Source organism: Acetobacter fabarum (assembly GCF_011516925.1).
Lineage (GTDB): Bacteria > Pseudomonadota > Alphaproteobacteria > Acetobacterales > Acetobacteraceae > Acetobacter > Acetobacter fabarum.
In genome coordinates this window covers 177,363-191,570 of the sequence record NZ_WOTG01000003.1, presented here as the reverse complement: position 1 = coordinate 191,570, position 14,208 = coordinate 177,363, and the positions used below count along the sequence as shown (strand labels likewise).

The 14,208-nt window shown below is 58.2% G+C and carries 16 protein-coding genes and 1 tRNA gene; 6 read left to right on the top strand and 11 right to left on the bottom strand.

All coding sequences use genetic code 11. The features are described 5' to 3' along the window. Window positions 1-103 precede the first annotated feature (103 nt). From GOB83_RS06575 to GOB83_RS06550, 7 genes are all read right to left on the bottom strand, one after another. Window positions 104-1,720, bottom strand: a complete 1,617-nt coding sequence (locus tag GOB83_RS06575) for a DUF6538 domain-containing protein (RefSeq protein ID WP_165925639.1) — start codon at window positions 1,718-1,720, stop codon at window positions 104-106. Between the two features lie 86 nt (window positions 1,721-1,806). Then, a tRNA-Leu gene (locus tag GOB83_RS06570) sits at window positions 1,807-1,892 on the bottom strand. Between the two features lie 65 nt (window positions 1,893-1,957). Next, window positions 1,958-2,704, bottom strand: a complete 747-nt coding sequence (locus GOB83_RS06565) for a M48 family metallopeptidase (protein WP_264802609.1) — start codon at window positions 2,702-2,704, stop codon at window positions 1,958-1,960. After that, on the bottom strand, window positions 2,634-3,107 hold the full coding sequence (locus GOB83_RS06560; protein WP_165925575.1) for a YcgN family cysteine cluster protein: 474 nt from the start codon (window positions 3,105-3,107) through the stop codon (window positions 2,634-2,636). The genes GOB83_RS06565 and GOB83_RS06560 overlap by 71 nt, the downstream gene beginning before the upstream one ends. Next, window positions 3,104-3,526 (bottom strand): spermidine/putrescine ABC transporter permease, encoded by a 423-nt coding sequence (locus GOB83_RS14830; RefSeq protein WP_206752409.1) that lies wholly within the window; start codon window positions 3,524-3,526, stop codon window positions 3,104-3,106. Before GOB83_RS14830 ends, GOB83_RS06560 begins: the two co-directional genes overlap by 4 nt. Further along, window positions 3,523-4,635, bottom strand: a complete 1,113-nt coding sequence (locus tag GOB83_RS06555) for an extracellular solute-binding protein (protein ID WP_165925574.1) — start codon at window positions 4,633-4,635, stop codon at window positions 3,523-3,525. Before GOB83_RS06555 ends, GOB83_RS14830 begins: the two co-directional genes overlap by 4 nt. Window positions 4,636-4,671: 36 nt before the next feature. Further along, window positions 4,672-5,793 (bottom strand): ATP-binding cassette domain-containing protein, encoded by a 1,122-nt coding sequence (locus GOB83_RS06550; RefSeq protein WP_242005757.1) that lies wholly within the window; start codon window positions 5,791-5,793, stop codon window positions 4,672-4,674. Between the two features lie 72 nt (window positions 5,794-5,865). Here GOB83_RS06550 and GOB83_RS06545 point away from each other — a divergent pair, with 72 nt between their 5' ends. From GOB83_RS06545 to GOB83_RS06520, 6 genes are all read left to right on the top strand, one after another. Continuing rightward, complete coding sequence (locus GOB83_RS06545; RefSeq protein WP_086646386.1) at window positions 5,866-6,168, top strand: hypothetical protein; 303 nt, start codon at window positions 5,866-5,868, stop codon at window positions 6,166-6,168. A 40-nt stretch (window positions 6,169-6,208) separates the two neighbouring features. Further along, window positions 6,209-6,634, top strand: coding sequence for a phage holin family protein (locus GOB83_RS06540; protein ID WP_086646385.1), 426 nt, complete (start codon window positions 6,209-6,211; stop codon window positions 6,632-6,634). A gap of 134 nt (window positions 6,635-6,768) precedes the next feature. Beyond that, window positions 6,769-7,263, top strand: coding sequence for a MarR family winged helix-turn-helix transcriptional regulator (locus GOB83_RS06535; protein WP_086646384.1), 495 nt, complete (start codon window positions 6,769-6,771; stop codon window positions 7,261-7,263). Between the two features lie 22 nt (window positions 7,264-7,285). Beyond that, entirely contained in the window at window positions 7,286-7,480 is a 195-nt protein-coding gene (locus tag GOB83_RS06530) for a DUF1656 domain-containing protein (RefSeq protein WP_025827705.1), read from the top strand. 26 nt (window positions 7,481-7,506) lie between these two features. After that, entirely contained in the window at window positions 7,507-8,418 is a 912-nt protein-coding gene (locus GOB83_RS06525; RefSeq protein ID WP_086646383.1) for an efflux RND transporter periplasmic adaptor subunit, read from the top strand. 22 nt (window positions 8,419-8,440) lie between these two features. Beyond that, window positions 8,441-9,955, top strand: coding sequence for an efflux transporter outer membrane subunit (locus GOB83_RS06520; protein ID WP_179290169.1), 1,515 nt, complete (start codon window positions 8,441-8,443; stop codon window positions 9,953-9,955). 127 nt (window positions 9,956-10,082) lie between these two features. On the opposite strand, the gene GOB83_RS06515 is transcribed toward GOB83_RS06520, so the two are convergent. The 4 genes from GOB83_RS06515 to hpnC all read right to left on the bottom strand — a co-directional run bounded on the left by GOB83_RS06515 (window position 10,083) and on the right by hpnC (window position 14,194). Next, window positions 10,083-10,808, bottom strand: coding sequence for a phosphorylase family protein (locus GOB83_RS06515; RefSeq protein WP_165925573.1), 726 nt, complete (start codon window positions 10,806-10,808; stop codon window positions 10,083-10,085). Window positions 10,809-11,040: 232 nt separating this feature from the next. Further along, window positions 11,041-12,339 carry a hydroxysqualene dehydroxylase HpnE gene (gene hpnE, locus GOB83_RS06510; protein ID WP_165925572.1) on the bottom strand — a complete coding sequence of 433 codons (1,299 nt, stop codon included), beginning with the start codon at window positions 12,337-12,339 and terminating at the stop codon, window positions 11,041-11,043. A 19-nt stretch (window positions 12,340-12,358) separates the two neighbouring features. After that, the gene (gene hpnD / locus GOB83_RS06505; RefSeq protein WP_086646413.1) at window positions 12,359-13,237 is read right to left on the bottom strand and encodes a presqualene diphosphate synthase HpnD; all 879 of its coding nucleotides are present in this window, start codon (window positions 13,235-13,237) and stop codon (window positions 12,359-12,361) included. A 96-nt stretch (window positions 13,238-13,333) separates the two neighbouring features. Continuing rightward, window positions 13,334-14,194: a squalene synthase HpnC gene (hpnC, locus tag GOB83_RS06500; RefSeq protein ID WP_095350172.1), complete on the bottom strand. Its 861-nt coding sequence runs from the start codon at window positions 14,192-14,194 to the stop codon at window positions 13,334-13,336. Window positions 14,195-14,208: the final 14 nt, after the last annotated feature.

Genomic DNA, 14,208 nt, shown 5'->3' with positions numbered 1-14,208 from the left:
GGGTAGCCATTTGACACTGCTGGCTCCTCTCAAAGATAACCTATTGAGATGCCAGATTTCCGAACTTTCTTTTTATGCAAACAAGATCGACAATATGAACCGTTCAGAATGGCATGATGCACTCGGGCGGATAGCTCAGGGCTTCAATGACTTGTTTCAAATTGGCGACCTCAATCCCGCTTGTGTAGTTCATCGTGCCCTGTGATTTATGGGAGGCTTCATGTCCCAGAACAGTATCAATCCATAGTTCCCGAATGTGCGCTTCTTGGTTTCGAAGCTTGGTTGAGACGGTGTGCCGGAAGGAGTGGAATGTTACCGCGTCTGGAAGGCCAAGTCGTTTTTTGTGCTTTGAGAAGGATCGGGCAAAGTTATCGCCCCGTTCACCAGAAGTAGAAACGGTCAGGTCCGGGAACAGATATTTTTCACCATTGTCCTCAAGTAGATTCAGCCCCTCCATTCTGAGCAGACTGGAATGAATGGGAATGATACGGGTGCCCGCTGACGTTTTGGGTGACCAGCCATCTTCGGGGTGAGGGCGGACATGGAAGCAGGATACTCCGTCGATCACCTCAATATCCTGTCTGCGTAAATTGCAGATTTCGCCTAACCGCATACCTGTGAACATGCCAATGCTGATAATGCCAGTCCATGTCCGGTGAGAGACAGCCGTTCCCGACCACTGAGTGCGGGCGAGCAAAGCCAGTTCACCGTCAGTCCATCCCCGGCGGACAATCTTTTTGGTGACATTGAAGTCCCAACCGGCCCATGGATTCTTGTCGGCAAAGTCGCGTTTGACCAGATGTCCCCATAACGCGGACAGTCGGGAAAAGTGGTTTTTGACGGTTTTCCCGCCAACCGTTTCCAAGCCGCGTTCCTCAGCCTGTGCAATGACAACACGTAACGGGAGAACAGTCTTGCCCTTCCCATGTGTTGCGGGCAGGGAAGAGAGCAGGTCAAAAAATTCTCCCGCCACGTTGCCGGTAATCTGTCGCACGGGCATGTCGCCAAAAGCTTCAATAAACAGACCGATCGTCTTCTGGGTGGCTTTTATGGTGTCGGCACTCTTTGCTTTGTCAGAATAGATAAAGCGTTCCGCCATGGTTGAAAGAAGAGGCGATGAAATTTTCGGGGCGGGTTTGCGCTCTTCCTGTGCAGGTGGGGCCGTTGTCTGTGGCACCGGCTGGACAATATGGGCAGGCTGACGGCTCTGGATGTCAACGATCATGCCGGACAGGCGGTCGGCTTCCGCCTTGAGCATTTTCTTTTCCTGTTTGCTCAGGGCAACACCGGTGGTGAGCTGCTGACGCAGACTGTCAAAGCGCTGGCCGATCTCACGTATCTTTTTTGAGCTTTCATCGAGGAAAGCGTTTTCGCTCTGAATTCTTTCGAGCAGGGCCATGTTATGGGTGGCGTCGCGAATTTTGCGGTCAAGGGCATGGCACTCTTCGGCCAGGGCGAGCGTCTCTTCCTGATCCCGGATCATCTGGGCCTGAACGGCCAGCAGGTCTTTCATCAGATCGGTGTCAGGCTTCTCGTCCATCATCCTTGCCCTTTCAAACAGTGTGCCCGTGACTGCATAGAGGGCAGCCGCCCGTTCTCGGGCAATGAGCTTACTCTGAGTTTGCAGGGAAAGGGAGATTTCGGTTCTGCCGAGGCAGGCTTGCACGGCCTGAGGAACCGCGCGACGGAAGTGGTAATGTGACCCTATGAGTCGGAGCATGACGAGTTCCCAGTCTGGGAAGACAAACGGGAAAATCCCGCACACCCGTCAAATTCTCATTTTACTGTTATATTTCAACAGATTAGTGGTGCGAACTGCGGGACTCGAACCCGCACGCCCATACGGGCTGGAGATTTTAAGTCTCCTGCGTCTACCATTCCGCCAAGTTCGCATATGCTCTGTATGGCCTATGCGGCTATTCTTTAGCATGCTTCAGCTATTGCGCAAATCTTCGGTTCATCTGGCTTGTAGCAGGAGAGGTCCCTTCTGGCGGAGCCATGCTTCGGCCTGTGTTTTGTGTGGTGTAATGCTTCTCACACATTGCCAGAAGAGCGGACCGTGGTTCATGTGCTGGAGGTGGCTTAACTCGTGGGCAATCAGGTAGTGCCGTACCTGTTCTGGTGCCATGATCACGCGCCAGGACAGCATGATCCGGCCTGTTGAAGAGCAGCTTCCCCACCGGCTGGACGTGTCTCGGATATCCACCCGGGTCGGGCGCAGGCCAGTGTGTTGGGCCATTGCCTGCACTTCTCTTTTTAATACGGTCGCGGCATGGCTGCGGAGAAAATCGGTCACGCGCCTGTTAATGAATGCCGCATCCCCACTCACCATAAGGCGGTCGTTTTCAAGCCATGCGCCCCCCAGTTGTTCTGGGGAGTGGACAATCCGGTAGGGTGTTCCTTCAATCAGAATTGTGTTGTTGGCTGAAAAAGACGGTGCTTTTTCAAGTTTCTTCAAGCGCTCACTAATCCATCCGTGATTTTTCTGGACGAATGCAAGTGCCTGGGCAGAGGTGCAGCCTTGCGGGATGGTAACAACAAGCTTTTGCTCGTGTGGAGCAATGCGTAGGGCAAGGCGCCTTGCCCGCAAAGAGTGCTTCCAGATGACCTGTAAAGGCTCCTGAGCGGAAAGGTTAATTTCCGTCGGGAGTTGCCGCAGGCTCTGCTGGCCAGTCAACAATGTAATCCTCCAGTGCTCCTGCACGTCTTTCACTAATGCATCGCCCCGCAGCGGATGCGCCGGAGGTGATAACCGTGTTGGGGTCCCCAGTGATCAGCGGATGCCATGCGGGCAGGTCGAGACCGTCAGACAGTCGTTTATAGGCACAGTCCGGCGGAAGCCAGTCCAGGTCCGGGATCATGGTGGGGGTTAAGGTTACGCAGTCCTGCACTTTGCGGTGGCGTTTGAGGTAGTCTGTGCACTGGCAGGTTTTTACATCCAGAAGCCTGCATGCGACAGATGTATAGTGGAGTTCTTCCGTGTCATCATCACGGAGTTTGTGCAGGCAGCATCGGCCACAGCCATCACATAGAGACTCCCATTGTTCGGTTGTCATGTCCGCAAGGGGAGTGGTTTTCCAGAAGGGGGGAGGGGATGGAGGTGTCATTGTACGATGCTAAAGAGAAGTGAGAGAAAAAGACTTTGGCAGGCAGCATTTTTTAGGAGTGGCAACCAGAAAAAACGGAGCCTTGCCTGCCGGCCTGCGCCGAGTTCCCGTGCAGTAGCCGACCAGCCCTGCTGCAAGGTTCTGATAGGCAACGATAACGGAAACAAAAGGAGGGGAAGAAGGAAAAGGCCCTGCAAAAACGGTGTAGTTTGCGCATGGAAAAACAAAGGCAGCGCTACGGAAAGGACTGTGCAAGGAAGCAGAAGAAAAAGTGTGGCCGTATAAAGCCATTGTTCCACACGCAGGAGAATACTCAGTCCCAGAAGTGGGGCTGTAGCTACCAGACTGGTTGTGAGAATCAGCAGGCCATGGAGGCACGCTGTATGTGCATCAGCAAGGCCCCAGTAATACGGAATCATACGTGGTGAATCCATTGCTGGAAGCGGTCACTCAGCTTTTCCAGATTGGCCTCCCAGAAGGTGTCATCGACCATAATGGCAGGTGGAACGTGGCTAAGGCGTGGAGCCAGAGCATTCAGTTCCGTTATGGAGGGGAGAGAGGGCCAGGCATTGGCAAATGCCTGTTGTTGTGCCGGCTGTTCCAGCCAGGAGACAAAAGCCAGAGCCGCAGGGTTGCGTGCTGCAGCGGTGAGCACTCCCCAACCATATTGGACCAGAAAACGCTGCTGCCAGTGCAGGCCAAAACGCTGGCGGTCTGGTCCGGATATGCCAAGAATTTCCCCCGTGGGGACACAGCCCATAAGAGCGCCGCCCGAAGTCAGGATGTGTCCAGCTTCTTCCGGCGTGGACCACCAGACAATATAGGGTCTGAGCTGCTCAAGTTTGAGGAAAGCGCGATTAACCCCCTCGGTCGTTGCCAGAGCAGAGTAGAGCGCATTGGCGGGCACGCCGTCGGCTAGCAGGGCAATTTCCAGTGTCAGGCGGGGGTCACGGCGGAGGCTGCGGCGGCCGGGGTGGCGCGCAACATCCCAGAAATCGGGCCAGTTGGGGGCTGCGTCAAACCGGGCGCGGTCCCAGGCCATGGCGTAATCTATGGCGGCGGAGGGCTGACCGCAATTGCTGATGGAACTGTCGGTCTGGTGGCGTGACAGAAGCTTGAGGTTGCAGCCAATGCGTAGGCTGCTGCTTTCCATCATGGCAGCAGCCAGAGGACGGTGTGTCTGCTTTATAACGTGCTCCAGATCGCTGATCTGCCCGTTCCAGCCATGGGGTATAATGGTCTGGTGGGTAAGCTGTTCGTAAGGTTTGAACAGGATTTTGCTCTGTATCCCGGCAATTTTGCCCGAAAAGGTCAGGATATGCAGGCTTCTGGCGGCTTTGCTCTGCGGAGCGGGGTGCCGGGCCATGGCAGAAGCTGGGAGCAGGGGTGTCAGACAACCTAGCCCGGCCAGCAATGCGCGACGGCGCGATAAAACGCCAAGAGAAGGAGCCTGCCCTCGTTCCTGGGAGGACACTGCCTGCCTGTCGGGTGTGTTCAGGAAAGGGAAAGAGAACAGGGTAAACCTCATGCGTCGTTTTTGTTGGCCAGTTTTGCCAGCCTAAATCTAGCTGGTTTTTTTATCCATCGGAAAGGCTGTTGCGTTCCGTGTTTGCCAGGCCAGCAGGGCGGGGCGGCCGGCGCTGAGCTCGCGCTGTGTATGCACGGGGGGACGGTTAACGGTTATTTCCGTTCCATCCCGCAGGCGCATACGCATGGTAATGGTGTGACCAAGATGGTGGGCGGATACAAGTGTGCATGGCAGGTCGCCTGCTTCGGCAGCATTATCAGCCTCCACCTGCCGAGGAAAGAGAACGGAAAGCCGGTCTGGCAGAATACAGATGCTCGCCAGGTCATGCTCCGCCAGATCCCCATCGGCCATTGCCTCGACTGTTTCGCCCGATGGCAGCCGGAGTTCGGCGGTATCATCGTCAAGGCGCAGGACCTTGCCGGTCAGGATATTGGCGTCCCCCAATGCCAGCGCCACGGCAGGTGTGGCAGGGCGGTTGAGCAGGGTGGGGGCATCCGCCACCTGTAGTAAATGCCCCTGATCAAGCACACCAATGGTGTTGGCGGCCATGAAGGCCTCGGTCCGGTCCGAGGTGAGGAACAGGGAGGTCAGGCCAATGGCCTGGCGGAGTCGTTCCAAAAACGCCAGCGAGCGTTTTGCAGCCTGTGGGGGCATACCCTTTAAAGGCTGGTTGAGCACAAGCAGGTCGGGGGAGGTAATCAGGGCGCGCGCCAGTGCTGCGCGAAATGCCTGCTCGGTGGAGAGTGCTGGGGGTAAGAATGTGCGCACGGCATCCAGCCCTGTCAGGGCCAGAACCTCATCACGCCTGCGGTTGATCTCAGCGGGGGAGAGCAGGCCCGTGGCGCGGAGGGGGAACAGAATGTTGTCGGTTACGCTCAGGTGGTCGAACAGGGGCGCATGCCCCCCCACTGTGGCAATGCCGCGCCGCCCCTGCGGTTTATGGCTGACATCTATCCCGTATACGCATATCTGCCCCGATGCCCGGCTGCGCCCTGCCAGGGCTTCGGTCAGCGCGTTCAGGTCGTGCGTGGTGGGGCCGATTCCCAGCAGGGCCATGCAGCAGCCGGAACTCAGGCGTAAGGCAAGTGGAGGAGCTTCGGGCAGGACAGTAAAATCCGTAAGCGCCAAAGCCGGGAGTGAGCCATGCGCTGGCGGCATGCAACTATGTCCTTTTTTGTGGGTTACAATGGTGTTGTAATTTAAAACGGTAAAGTCAACGAGGTTTGTTTCATGTCATCAGATAAAATCAAAGACGTTAAGCTGGCTGGCGAAGCCGCAGCCGACACCGCGCGTGAAGAACTGGAGGCCGTTAAAGCCCATATCGAGCGTCTGGTTACACAACATATTGTTCCCGCATTGGGCCGGGCAGGCGGCAAGGCAGGTGATCTGACAGAACAGGCAGTTGCCAATGCCCGCGAACTGGCGGATCATACGCGCAACGATCTTGCAAAGCGTACAAGCGGTCGTTCGTCCTGGTTGTCCATTGCCATTTCCGGCGTGGTGGGGTTTATCATCGGGCGCATGTCTCGCTGACGCTTTGCGCGTCATCTGAACGAAGGTAGCTCCAGAGCCCATGCGCATCTTTGATCTTGGTAAATCCGCCCTATCTGCCCAGTCCTCCCTGATGCAGCAGATGGCCATCCGTTACGGTCGTCAGGCCGCGTTTTTGATCATGGCTGCGGTGTTTGGCCTTTTTGCCCTGATCACGGGGCATGGTCTGCTCTGGATTCTGCTTGTGTTTGTTGGCCACTTCGGGCCGGTTGGCGCATCCTTTACCGTTTTCGGGCTGGATGTGCTGGCCGCCCTTGTGTGCGTTCTGTTTGGCCGTCGCTCCTACCTGACCACGGATGAAGTGGAAGCCCGGATCATGCGTGACCGCTGCATGACCCAGATGCGCGACTCCGTAACCATGGCTGCGGTTACGGCCACCGTTGCAACCGCCGTTGGCCGCGGTGGCACCCGCAAGGTGTGGGATATTGTGCGCGGTAAAAAGGACTGAATCTGTCCAGTCTAGGTTAAGCCATAGGTTCCATTCCAAATTTGCATTGGCGCGCTGGATTGTTTCTGTAAATGATGGCGTCAGTCTTTTGTGAGTGTGCAAACTTTTTGCATACTCGCTAGTGTGAGCAGTGAATGGAACTTGAGCATAATCCTGTTGTGGACAACGAGACCCGCCGGTCCTTCGGTTACCGGCTGGCTCGACTTGCGTCCATGTGGCGGCGGGAAATAGATGCCGATCTGCGGGTATTCGGCCTGACCGATGCCACGTGGCGCCCCATTTACTATCTCAACTTTTCATCCTCATCCATGCGCCAGACCGATCTGGCCCGTTCCCTGTCACTCGAGGCCCCTTCACTGGTGCGGCTTCTGGATGTGCTGGAAAAACGCGGCTACGTCGTGCGTGAGACGGATGAGGAAGACCGGCGTTCCAAGCTTGTCAGCATCACGTCGGAGGGGCGGCAGGTGGCCGCTCTGGTCAGCAGCGTGGCAGATCAGGTTACGGCCCGGCTTATGGCTGGTGTGTCCGACCCGGAGCTGGAACAGTGCTGCGGTGTTCTCGACCGGGTAGAGCAGGCTGCTCAGGCCCATAAAGAGAGTTCCGATGCTGAAAAAAGGGACGCACGGTAATGCTGGTGTCCAGGGCGGTGTCATGCTGACGGAATTTAATCTCTTTGGTGTCTTTATGGCACCGATTGTTGTGTATGCGCTGGCAGCACTCCCGCTGACCATGTGTATCCGGTTTGCGTTGTGGTGGAGTGGCCTTTTGGGCTGGTTCTGGCATATCGCGCTGTTTGAAGTTTCGCTTTACGTCTGCATTCTCTGTCTGCTGATCCTCTACGTCTGACCTGAAAAGGCTTTTGAGTCTCTGCAATGCCCCTTCTGCGCACCCTGATACGAGTTGTTCTGACCCTGGCGGTCGTCTCTCTTGCGATTGTTCTGGGGATCACTCTCTGGAACGTCTACATGATCGCCCCCTGGACCCGCGACGGGCGCGTGCGTGTTTACGTGGTCGACGTGGCCCCCGAAGTTTCTGGCACCGTGGTGCAGATTCCGGTGGTGGATAACCAGTTTGTCCATAAGGGCGACCCGCTCTTTGTGCTCGATCCGGTCCGTTTCCGTCTGGCTATCCGCGAGGCACAGGCCCGGCTGGATGGCGCATTGGAAGACCTGAAGCTCAAACGCAATGACGCCAAGCGCCGTATGGGCCTGGGTGGTATTGTGTCGGCCGAAGAGCAGGAAGTGTTCAACTCCAACGTGGCAACCCAGATTGCCGCAGTGGACGCAGCCCGCGCCGCACTGGACGTGGCCAAGCTGAACCTGCAGCGCTCGGTTCTGTATTCTCCCGTCAATGGTTATGTGACCAACCTGAACCTGCGGGTGGGCGATTACGCAGCCGCCAGTCAGGCACGTATGGCCGTGATTGATGCCGACTCCTACTGGGTTTACGGGTATTTTGAAGAAACCAAGATGTGGGGCGTGCATGTGGGCGATGTCGCCCGCGTCAAGCTCATGGGGTATAAGCCAATCCTCACCGGGCATGTTGTCAGCATTGCGCGTGGTATTAACGATACCAACGGCACGCCGGACAAGCTGGGCCTACAGGATGTGAACCCAATCTTTACATGGGTCCGTCTGGCCCAGCGTATTCCGGTGCGTATCCATCTTGACCATGTGCCCGATAGCGTCACCCTCGCGGCAGGTATGACAGCTACGGTCAGCGTGGGGCCAGAGCCAACCGGGCGCAGGGGTACGTTGACCACCTGGCTGCAAGATCATCTCTGAGCGTGGGCCAAGGATGAAGCGCATGAAGGCTCGCCGTCGCTTTGGGTTATGTGCCGCAACAAGCATGTTTCTCTCCGCCTGTACTGTTGGGCCCAATTATCAGCCTGACCGTATGAAGTTGCCTGCCCAGTTCAAGGAGGCAGCGGAGGAACATGTTGCCACCCCTGAAGAGATTGAGCGCACAAACAAGGAAATGGTCGAGTGGTGGGCCCTGTTCAAGGACCCCCTTCTTTCCCGCCTTGTGCAGGACGCCATAAAGGGGAACTACGACCTCCAGATTGCGGGGCAGCGTATTCTGGCCGAACGCGCCATGCGTGACCGTTCCGCCGCGCAATGGTACCCGCAGATGGATGCCAACATGGGGGGCGGGGATGTCCGCTACTCCCTGAACATTGATAACTGGCCGTTGCGTCCGGGTAACCCGGCAAACCGGCCAGAAGCTTCCATGCTGACCTACGGTGCCACGGCATCGTGGGAGCTGGACATGTTCGGGCGTATCCGGCGTGATGTGCAGGCCCGTGAACATGCAGTTGAAGCCACAATTGAAGCCCGCCGTGCGGTGCTCATGGGGCTTTTGTCCGAGCTGGCGTCGGATTACATGCTGCTGCGCGTAACGCAGTTGCAGATCCAGATTGCCACGGACAATATTCGCGTTGCCAAGGACGCCGTGGACCTGACCAACAAGCTGTATCTGGAAGGTGTGGGGAACACCTTGCAGATCGCGCAGGCTCAGGCGGAACTGGATGCCCAGATCGCAGCGCGCGAACCGCTTAAAACCCGTGTTTCTCAGGTCACGCATGCGATTGCGGTGTTGCTGGGTAAAATGCCGGGTGAGCTGGAAGACGAACTGAAGCAGCAGCGTCCGCTGCCTGTTGTGCCGGAGTTCCCGGCGGTTCTGCCTTCTGTTGTCATTGCCAACCGCCCGGATGTGCGTATGGCGGAGCGGCGTTACGCCGTCGCCACGGCCCAGATTGGCGTTGCCGTTGCCAATCTGTATCCGCATTTTGTGGTGCCGCTGACCTTCAACCCCAATGCCTCTGCCATGTATCAGGCGTTTCAGGTCAATGCCATGAGCTGGCAGTTCCTGCTTATGGCCAGCCTGCCGCTGATGCACGGTGGTAAAATGACGTCTGAAGTCCGCGCAACGCAGGCTTCGGCTGAGGCAGCACGCCTGACATACCGGCAGACAGTGCTGACGGCCTTCAAGGAGGTCGAAGACTCCATGGCGGCCTGGCATGATGATATTGAATATGCCGAGCAACTGCACAAAGCGGCGGAAGATAGCGCAACAGCCAGTGACCGTGCGCGTAAACTGTATGGCGCGGGGCTGGTTGGCTTTCTGGAAGTGCTGACAACCGAACGCACCACACTGAACGCGCAGAACATGGAAGCTCTGGCCCGCCTTGAACGCCTGCGCGATGCGGTGAACCTTTACACAGCCCTTGGTGCGGGGTGGAAGGGTGTGGCCCTTACCAACTCTACCCTGCCTGTGTCGCTTGAAACGCAGAATATTCTGGCAAGAGCTTTCTCGCAGTAAGACATTCTGGTTCGTAGGCTTTAAAAAAAACCGCCCGGTTATTTGCCGGGCGGTTTTTTTGTTGTGGGTCGGGGCTAAGCCTCGGGGCGTAAAGTTGCGGGCCCGGATTGTCTGGCCTGTGGCCGTGTCAGCCCAGTGTGGTGCGGGCGGTAAGCTGCTGGAATGCGGGACGGGTGGCCTGCTCGTGCAGAAAACGCAGCATGGCTTTGCGTGCCAGCCCGGCATCCCGCCCCAGAGAGATCAATCCACCAATCTGGGAAGGGTGGCGGAGCAGGGAGCGCAGCAGCAGGCCGATTTGCAATCCACCATCGGGGGACAGAACACAGGCCGTAATGGGGGGGAGGGAGCGTGTTGCCGGGTCGCACACAACCCGTAGCACGGCAAAGGGCAAACCTGCTTCATGGGCTGCACGGGCTAAAAAGCCACTTTCCATATCCAGTGCTGCACAGTGCGTAGCAGCAAACAGGTCGGCTTTGTGCCGGGCCTGCAATACGACCTGATCACTGTGGAGGAGAGGCCCGCTGATAACCCCGGCTTGTTCCCCGCCCAGAATATGGCGCAAGGTTGGCTCACTCGGCCAGACATTGTCCCATGCCTGTACGGCACTGGGAATAACAATGGTCCCGGGTGGCAGAGCCGGGTCCAGCCCTGCTGCAAGCCCGAAGGATAACAGGCAGTCTGCCCCACATGCGGCAAGCCGGTTGGCCTCACGCTGTGCGCCAGCACTGGTGGCACCACTTGCGGCAATGGCTGCGTGGGGGAATACCCCCCGGATCAACTGTGCTTCCGCTTTAAGCCCGACCAGAATGCCAGGGCGTGTTGGGGCGCGGTGCGTGGTGGTTGACTGTGTCATGGATCAGAACCCAGGCCTTGGTGGAGACGAAAAACAATCGGATTAAGCTGGTAAAATGGCCCCGGCCAGCATGCAGGGTTCTGAACCCTCACAGATGGCCGGCATGGTTGCCTGCAATATTCTGGCCCCGGATCTTTGCTGAACCGCAGAACATATGGCTAGGGGCAACACACTCCCCGCAACCCGGATAACGCGCAGCGGGGGCAGAATAACAGCCGTAGTCTTTGTGTGTTCAGGACGGTGTTTTCAGGCCCAGTGCGTGTACGGCGCGCAGGCCCGAGCGCATGGCCCCTTCCAGCGTTGCAGGCAGGCCAGTGTTGGTCCAGTCCCCTGCCAGTGCCAGATTAACCAGAGGAGTGGCCGAGCCGGGGCGGCGGCGCTTCTGCTCCGGGGTGGCGGCAAAGGTTGCGCGCTTTTCCCATACAATACGCTGGGCATCCGGTGCGGAGGGGAGGGGCTGCTCCAATACCGCATCACACGCGCTGCGTAGCTCGGACCAGATGGTACGGGCTAGCTCCTCGTGGTCATGCTTGGCGTAGCGGTTGGCCGCACTAACGGTCACAGACAGGATATTCCCGCGCAGGAACACCCATTCGGTCACGCCGCCAATAACCCCCATAAATCCGCATTGGGCAAAAGAACCAACAGGGCGTGGGGCCTCTGCCAGACGGAAATGCAGGTTCAGAATGCTCTCAAACGCATTGGGGGTTGTCAGCCCGGCCATGTGCTGGCTCAGCAGCCCTTCGGCAACCGGTGCCGTGGTGGCGACAATCACCTTATCATGCTCGGACAGGGCAATGCTGTCCTGCGCGGTATGGAGCGTGGTTACGCGGCCTTTGGCAACGTCCAGCCCCGTAATACGGGTTTGTGTGCGGATTTCGGCGTTCATGGAGGCCAGGTAAGCAACGGCCGGGTCCACGAGAGACTCGGAAAGACCGTCACGCGCAAACCACGGCACGCAGGCATGCCCCCCGAGCGAGAGCGATTCCCGCACCACAGCGCCAAGCAGTGCCGCGCTGCCTGTATCGCTTAGGGTGTTCAGGGCGGAGATGGAAAAAGGTTCAAGCAGCCTGCGGGTAAAGGCACCGGGCAGCAGGCAGTCGGCCACTGTTGTCTGGTCGTCTGCGCGGATCAGGCGGTAGAGGCTCTGCAACTCGGGCAGGCGCATGTCCGGCACGCGGCGGTGAGGCTGGAAAACCCATAGAGGCAGACGCCCGCGGGACAAATCCAGCGTCCAGCGTGCATCCTCGGCCAGATCAACAAACGGGAAAATCGGCTTGCCCGGTCCGCTGAGCGTATCCAGTGCTCCCGTTATGCCAAGGTAGCGGAACACCGTGCTATTGGCGGACAGGAGCAGGTGGTTGCCATTATCTATGCGGCAGTCCAGATGCCGGTCATGGTAGGAGCGGGCGCGCCCGCCGCATGTCCGCCCGGCTTCGTGCACGATCACACGCGTGCCGGTGCCCGCGACTTCTACCGCAGCGGCAAGGCCAGCCATGCCACCGCCAATAATATGCAAAATACCAGACATGCCGCGTTTTGCCGTTATCTCAGGACGTGTAGGAAAGGGCAAACCACCGGGCTTTGCCAAGAAGGGAGGTATGGGGGCGTGCGCGCAGCACGTCTGCACCCCAGCCACGCTTGCACAGCGCCTTGAGAATGGACTCGTAGCTTGCACCCATAATGCGGGCGGGGAGCATGGAGCGGGGCTGGCAGATTTTCATGGTGGCAAAGGCAGTGCGGAAGTGGTCCTGCGCACGGGCAGCCATAACGCGGGCGACCAGTTCCAGCCCTGGAGCGGACAGAGCCTTGATCGGGTCTTTGGGCACGTCAAAGCGTTCCAGCAGATCAGCCGGCAGGTACAGCCGCCCACGGATTGCATCTTCGGGAATGTCACGCAGGATGTTGGTGATCTGCAAGGCCCGACCCAGATGGAAAGCCACGAGGTCACCATTTTTGGAGCTGTCGCCAAAAATGCGGACAGACAGGCGGCCCACGGCGGAGGCTACGCGGTCGCAATACAGGTCCAGCGTTTTTTCGTCCGGGGCAACAATGGCGGTCTGCGTGTCCATCAGCATGCCATCAATCACGGCATCAAAATCAGCCTGCTGGAGAGAGAAAAAGTTGATGGTCGCCAGCAGAACCCGGTCCAGCGGTTCGGTCGGGAGGACAGCCCGCTCTGCAAAAAGCTCGGCAATGCGCTGGTGCCAGTCTTCCAGACCTTTGGTGCGTTCGGCCAGCGGGGCCGTGCCATCTGCAATATCGTCCACTACGCGGCAGAAGGCGTAAATGGCGTACATGCCGTAACGCCGCATGGGCGGCAGGATACGCATGCCAGCGGCAAAGGAGGTGCCTGCCTGTTTGACGGTGCTTTCCACCCAGGCAAGATCAGCCGGATCGCATCCGAGCGGGGTCGGTTTGTCGTGCATCTGGATGTTTACGGCTGTCACGCGCTTTTCACCTGTTTTTCGTCAAGATTGAAGAGAACGGGTTTCTTTTTACAGAACTTTCACCGTTCGGGAAGGTCATGCCCATGCCCGCAGGGCCGCAATGGCTGCATGCATGGCGTCCGTCCGGCGCAGGGCCACCCGCCCGGCCAGCGGGTCTTCGCGGCGCAGGCGCTGTGTCAGGCGGTGGGCGAGTTCTACAATGGCCGCACATTCCATACGGAAACGCCGGCCCTTGATATGGGCTGGCAGGGCGCTGGCCTGCCGGTTAAGGGCATCCACCCCGTCTAGCAGGGTGTTGAACACCCTGCGCATGGCAGGGCTGGTCTGGCCTGCAAGCAGGTCCTGGGCGGAGGTGCCGGCACGTTGCATCAGCTCTGTGGGCATGTAGCAGCGCTGGAGCCGCTCCAGATCCTTGGCGCAGTCCTGCAGGTGGTTCAGAATCTGCAAGGAAGTGCACAGTGCATCCGATGGGCCAAAGGCTGCCGGGTCTTCCCCATGCAGGCAGATCAGGTAGCGCCCGACCGGGTTGGCGGAATATTTGCAGTAATGCAGCAAGTCATCCCATGTGCGGTATTCATGGCCGCGTGAATCATCACGGAAGGCGATCAGCAGGTCTGTTGCGGTTTCGAACGGCACGTTGGTCTGTATGAGCGAAGCCCGCAGCCGTGCGGCACTGAGCGCATCGGCCCGGTTAATGGCGCTGCGCTGGCCAAGGAGTACCTCCTCCATGGCATTCAGCCGGGTGATCTTGTCTTCGGGGGAGAGGGTTTCACAGTCTGCTATGTCGTCAATAACACGGGCATAATCGTAATAGGCATGCACATGCGGGCGCAGTTTGCGGCTGAGAAGGAGGGAGCCTACGGGAAAGTTCTCGTCAGACGCACCCTTGCCGGATGAAACGTCAGCTTTTCCCCAGATGCGTGTATCGTCAGTCATGCCGTGCCGTGTTC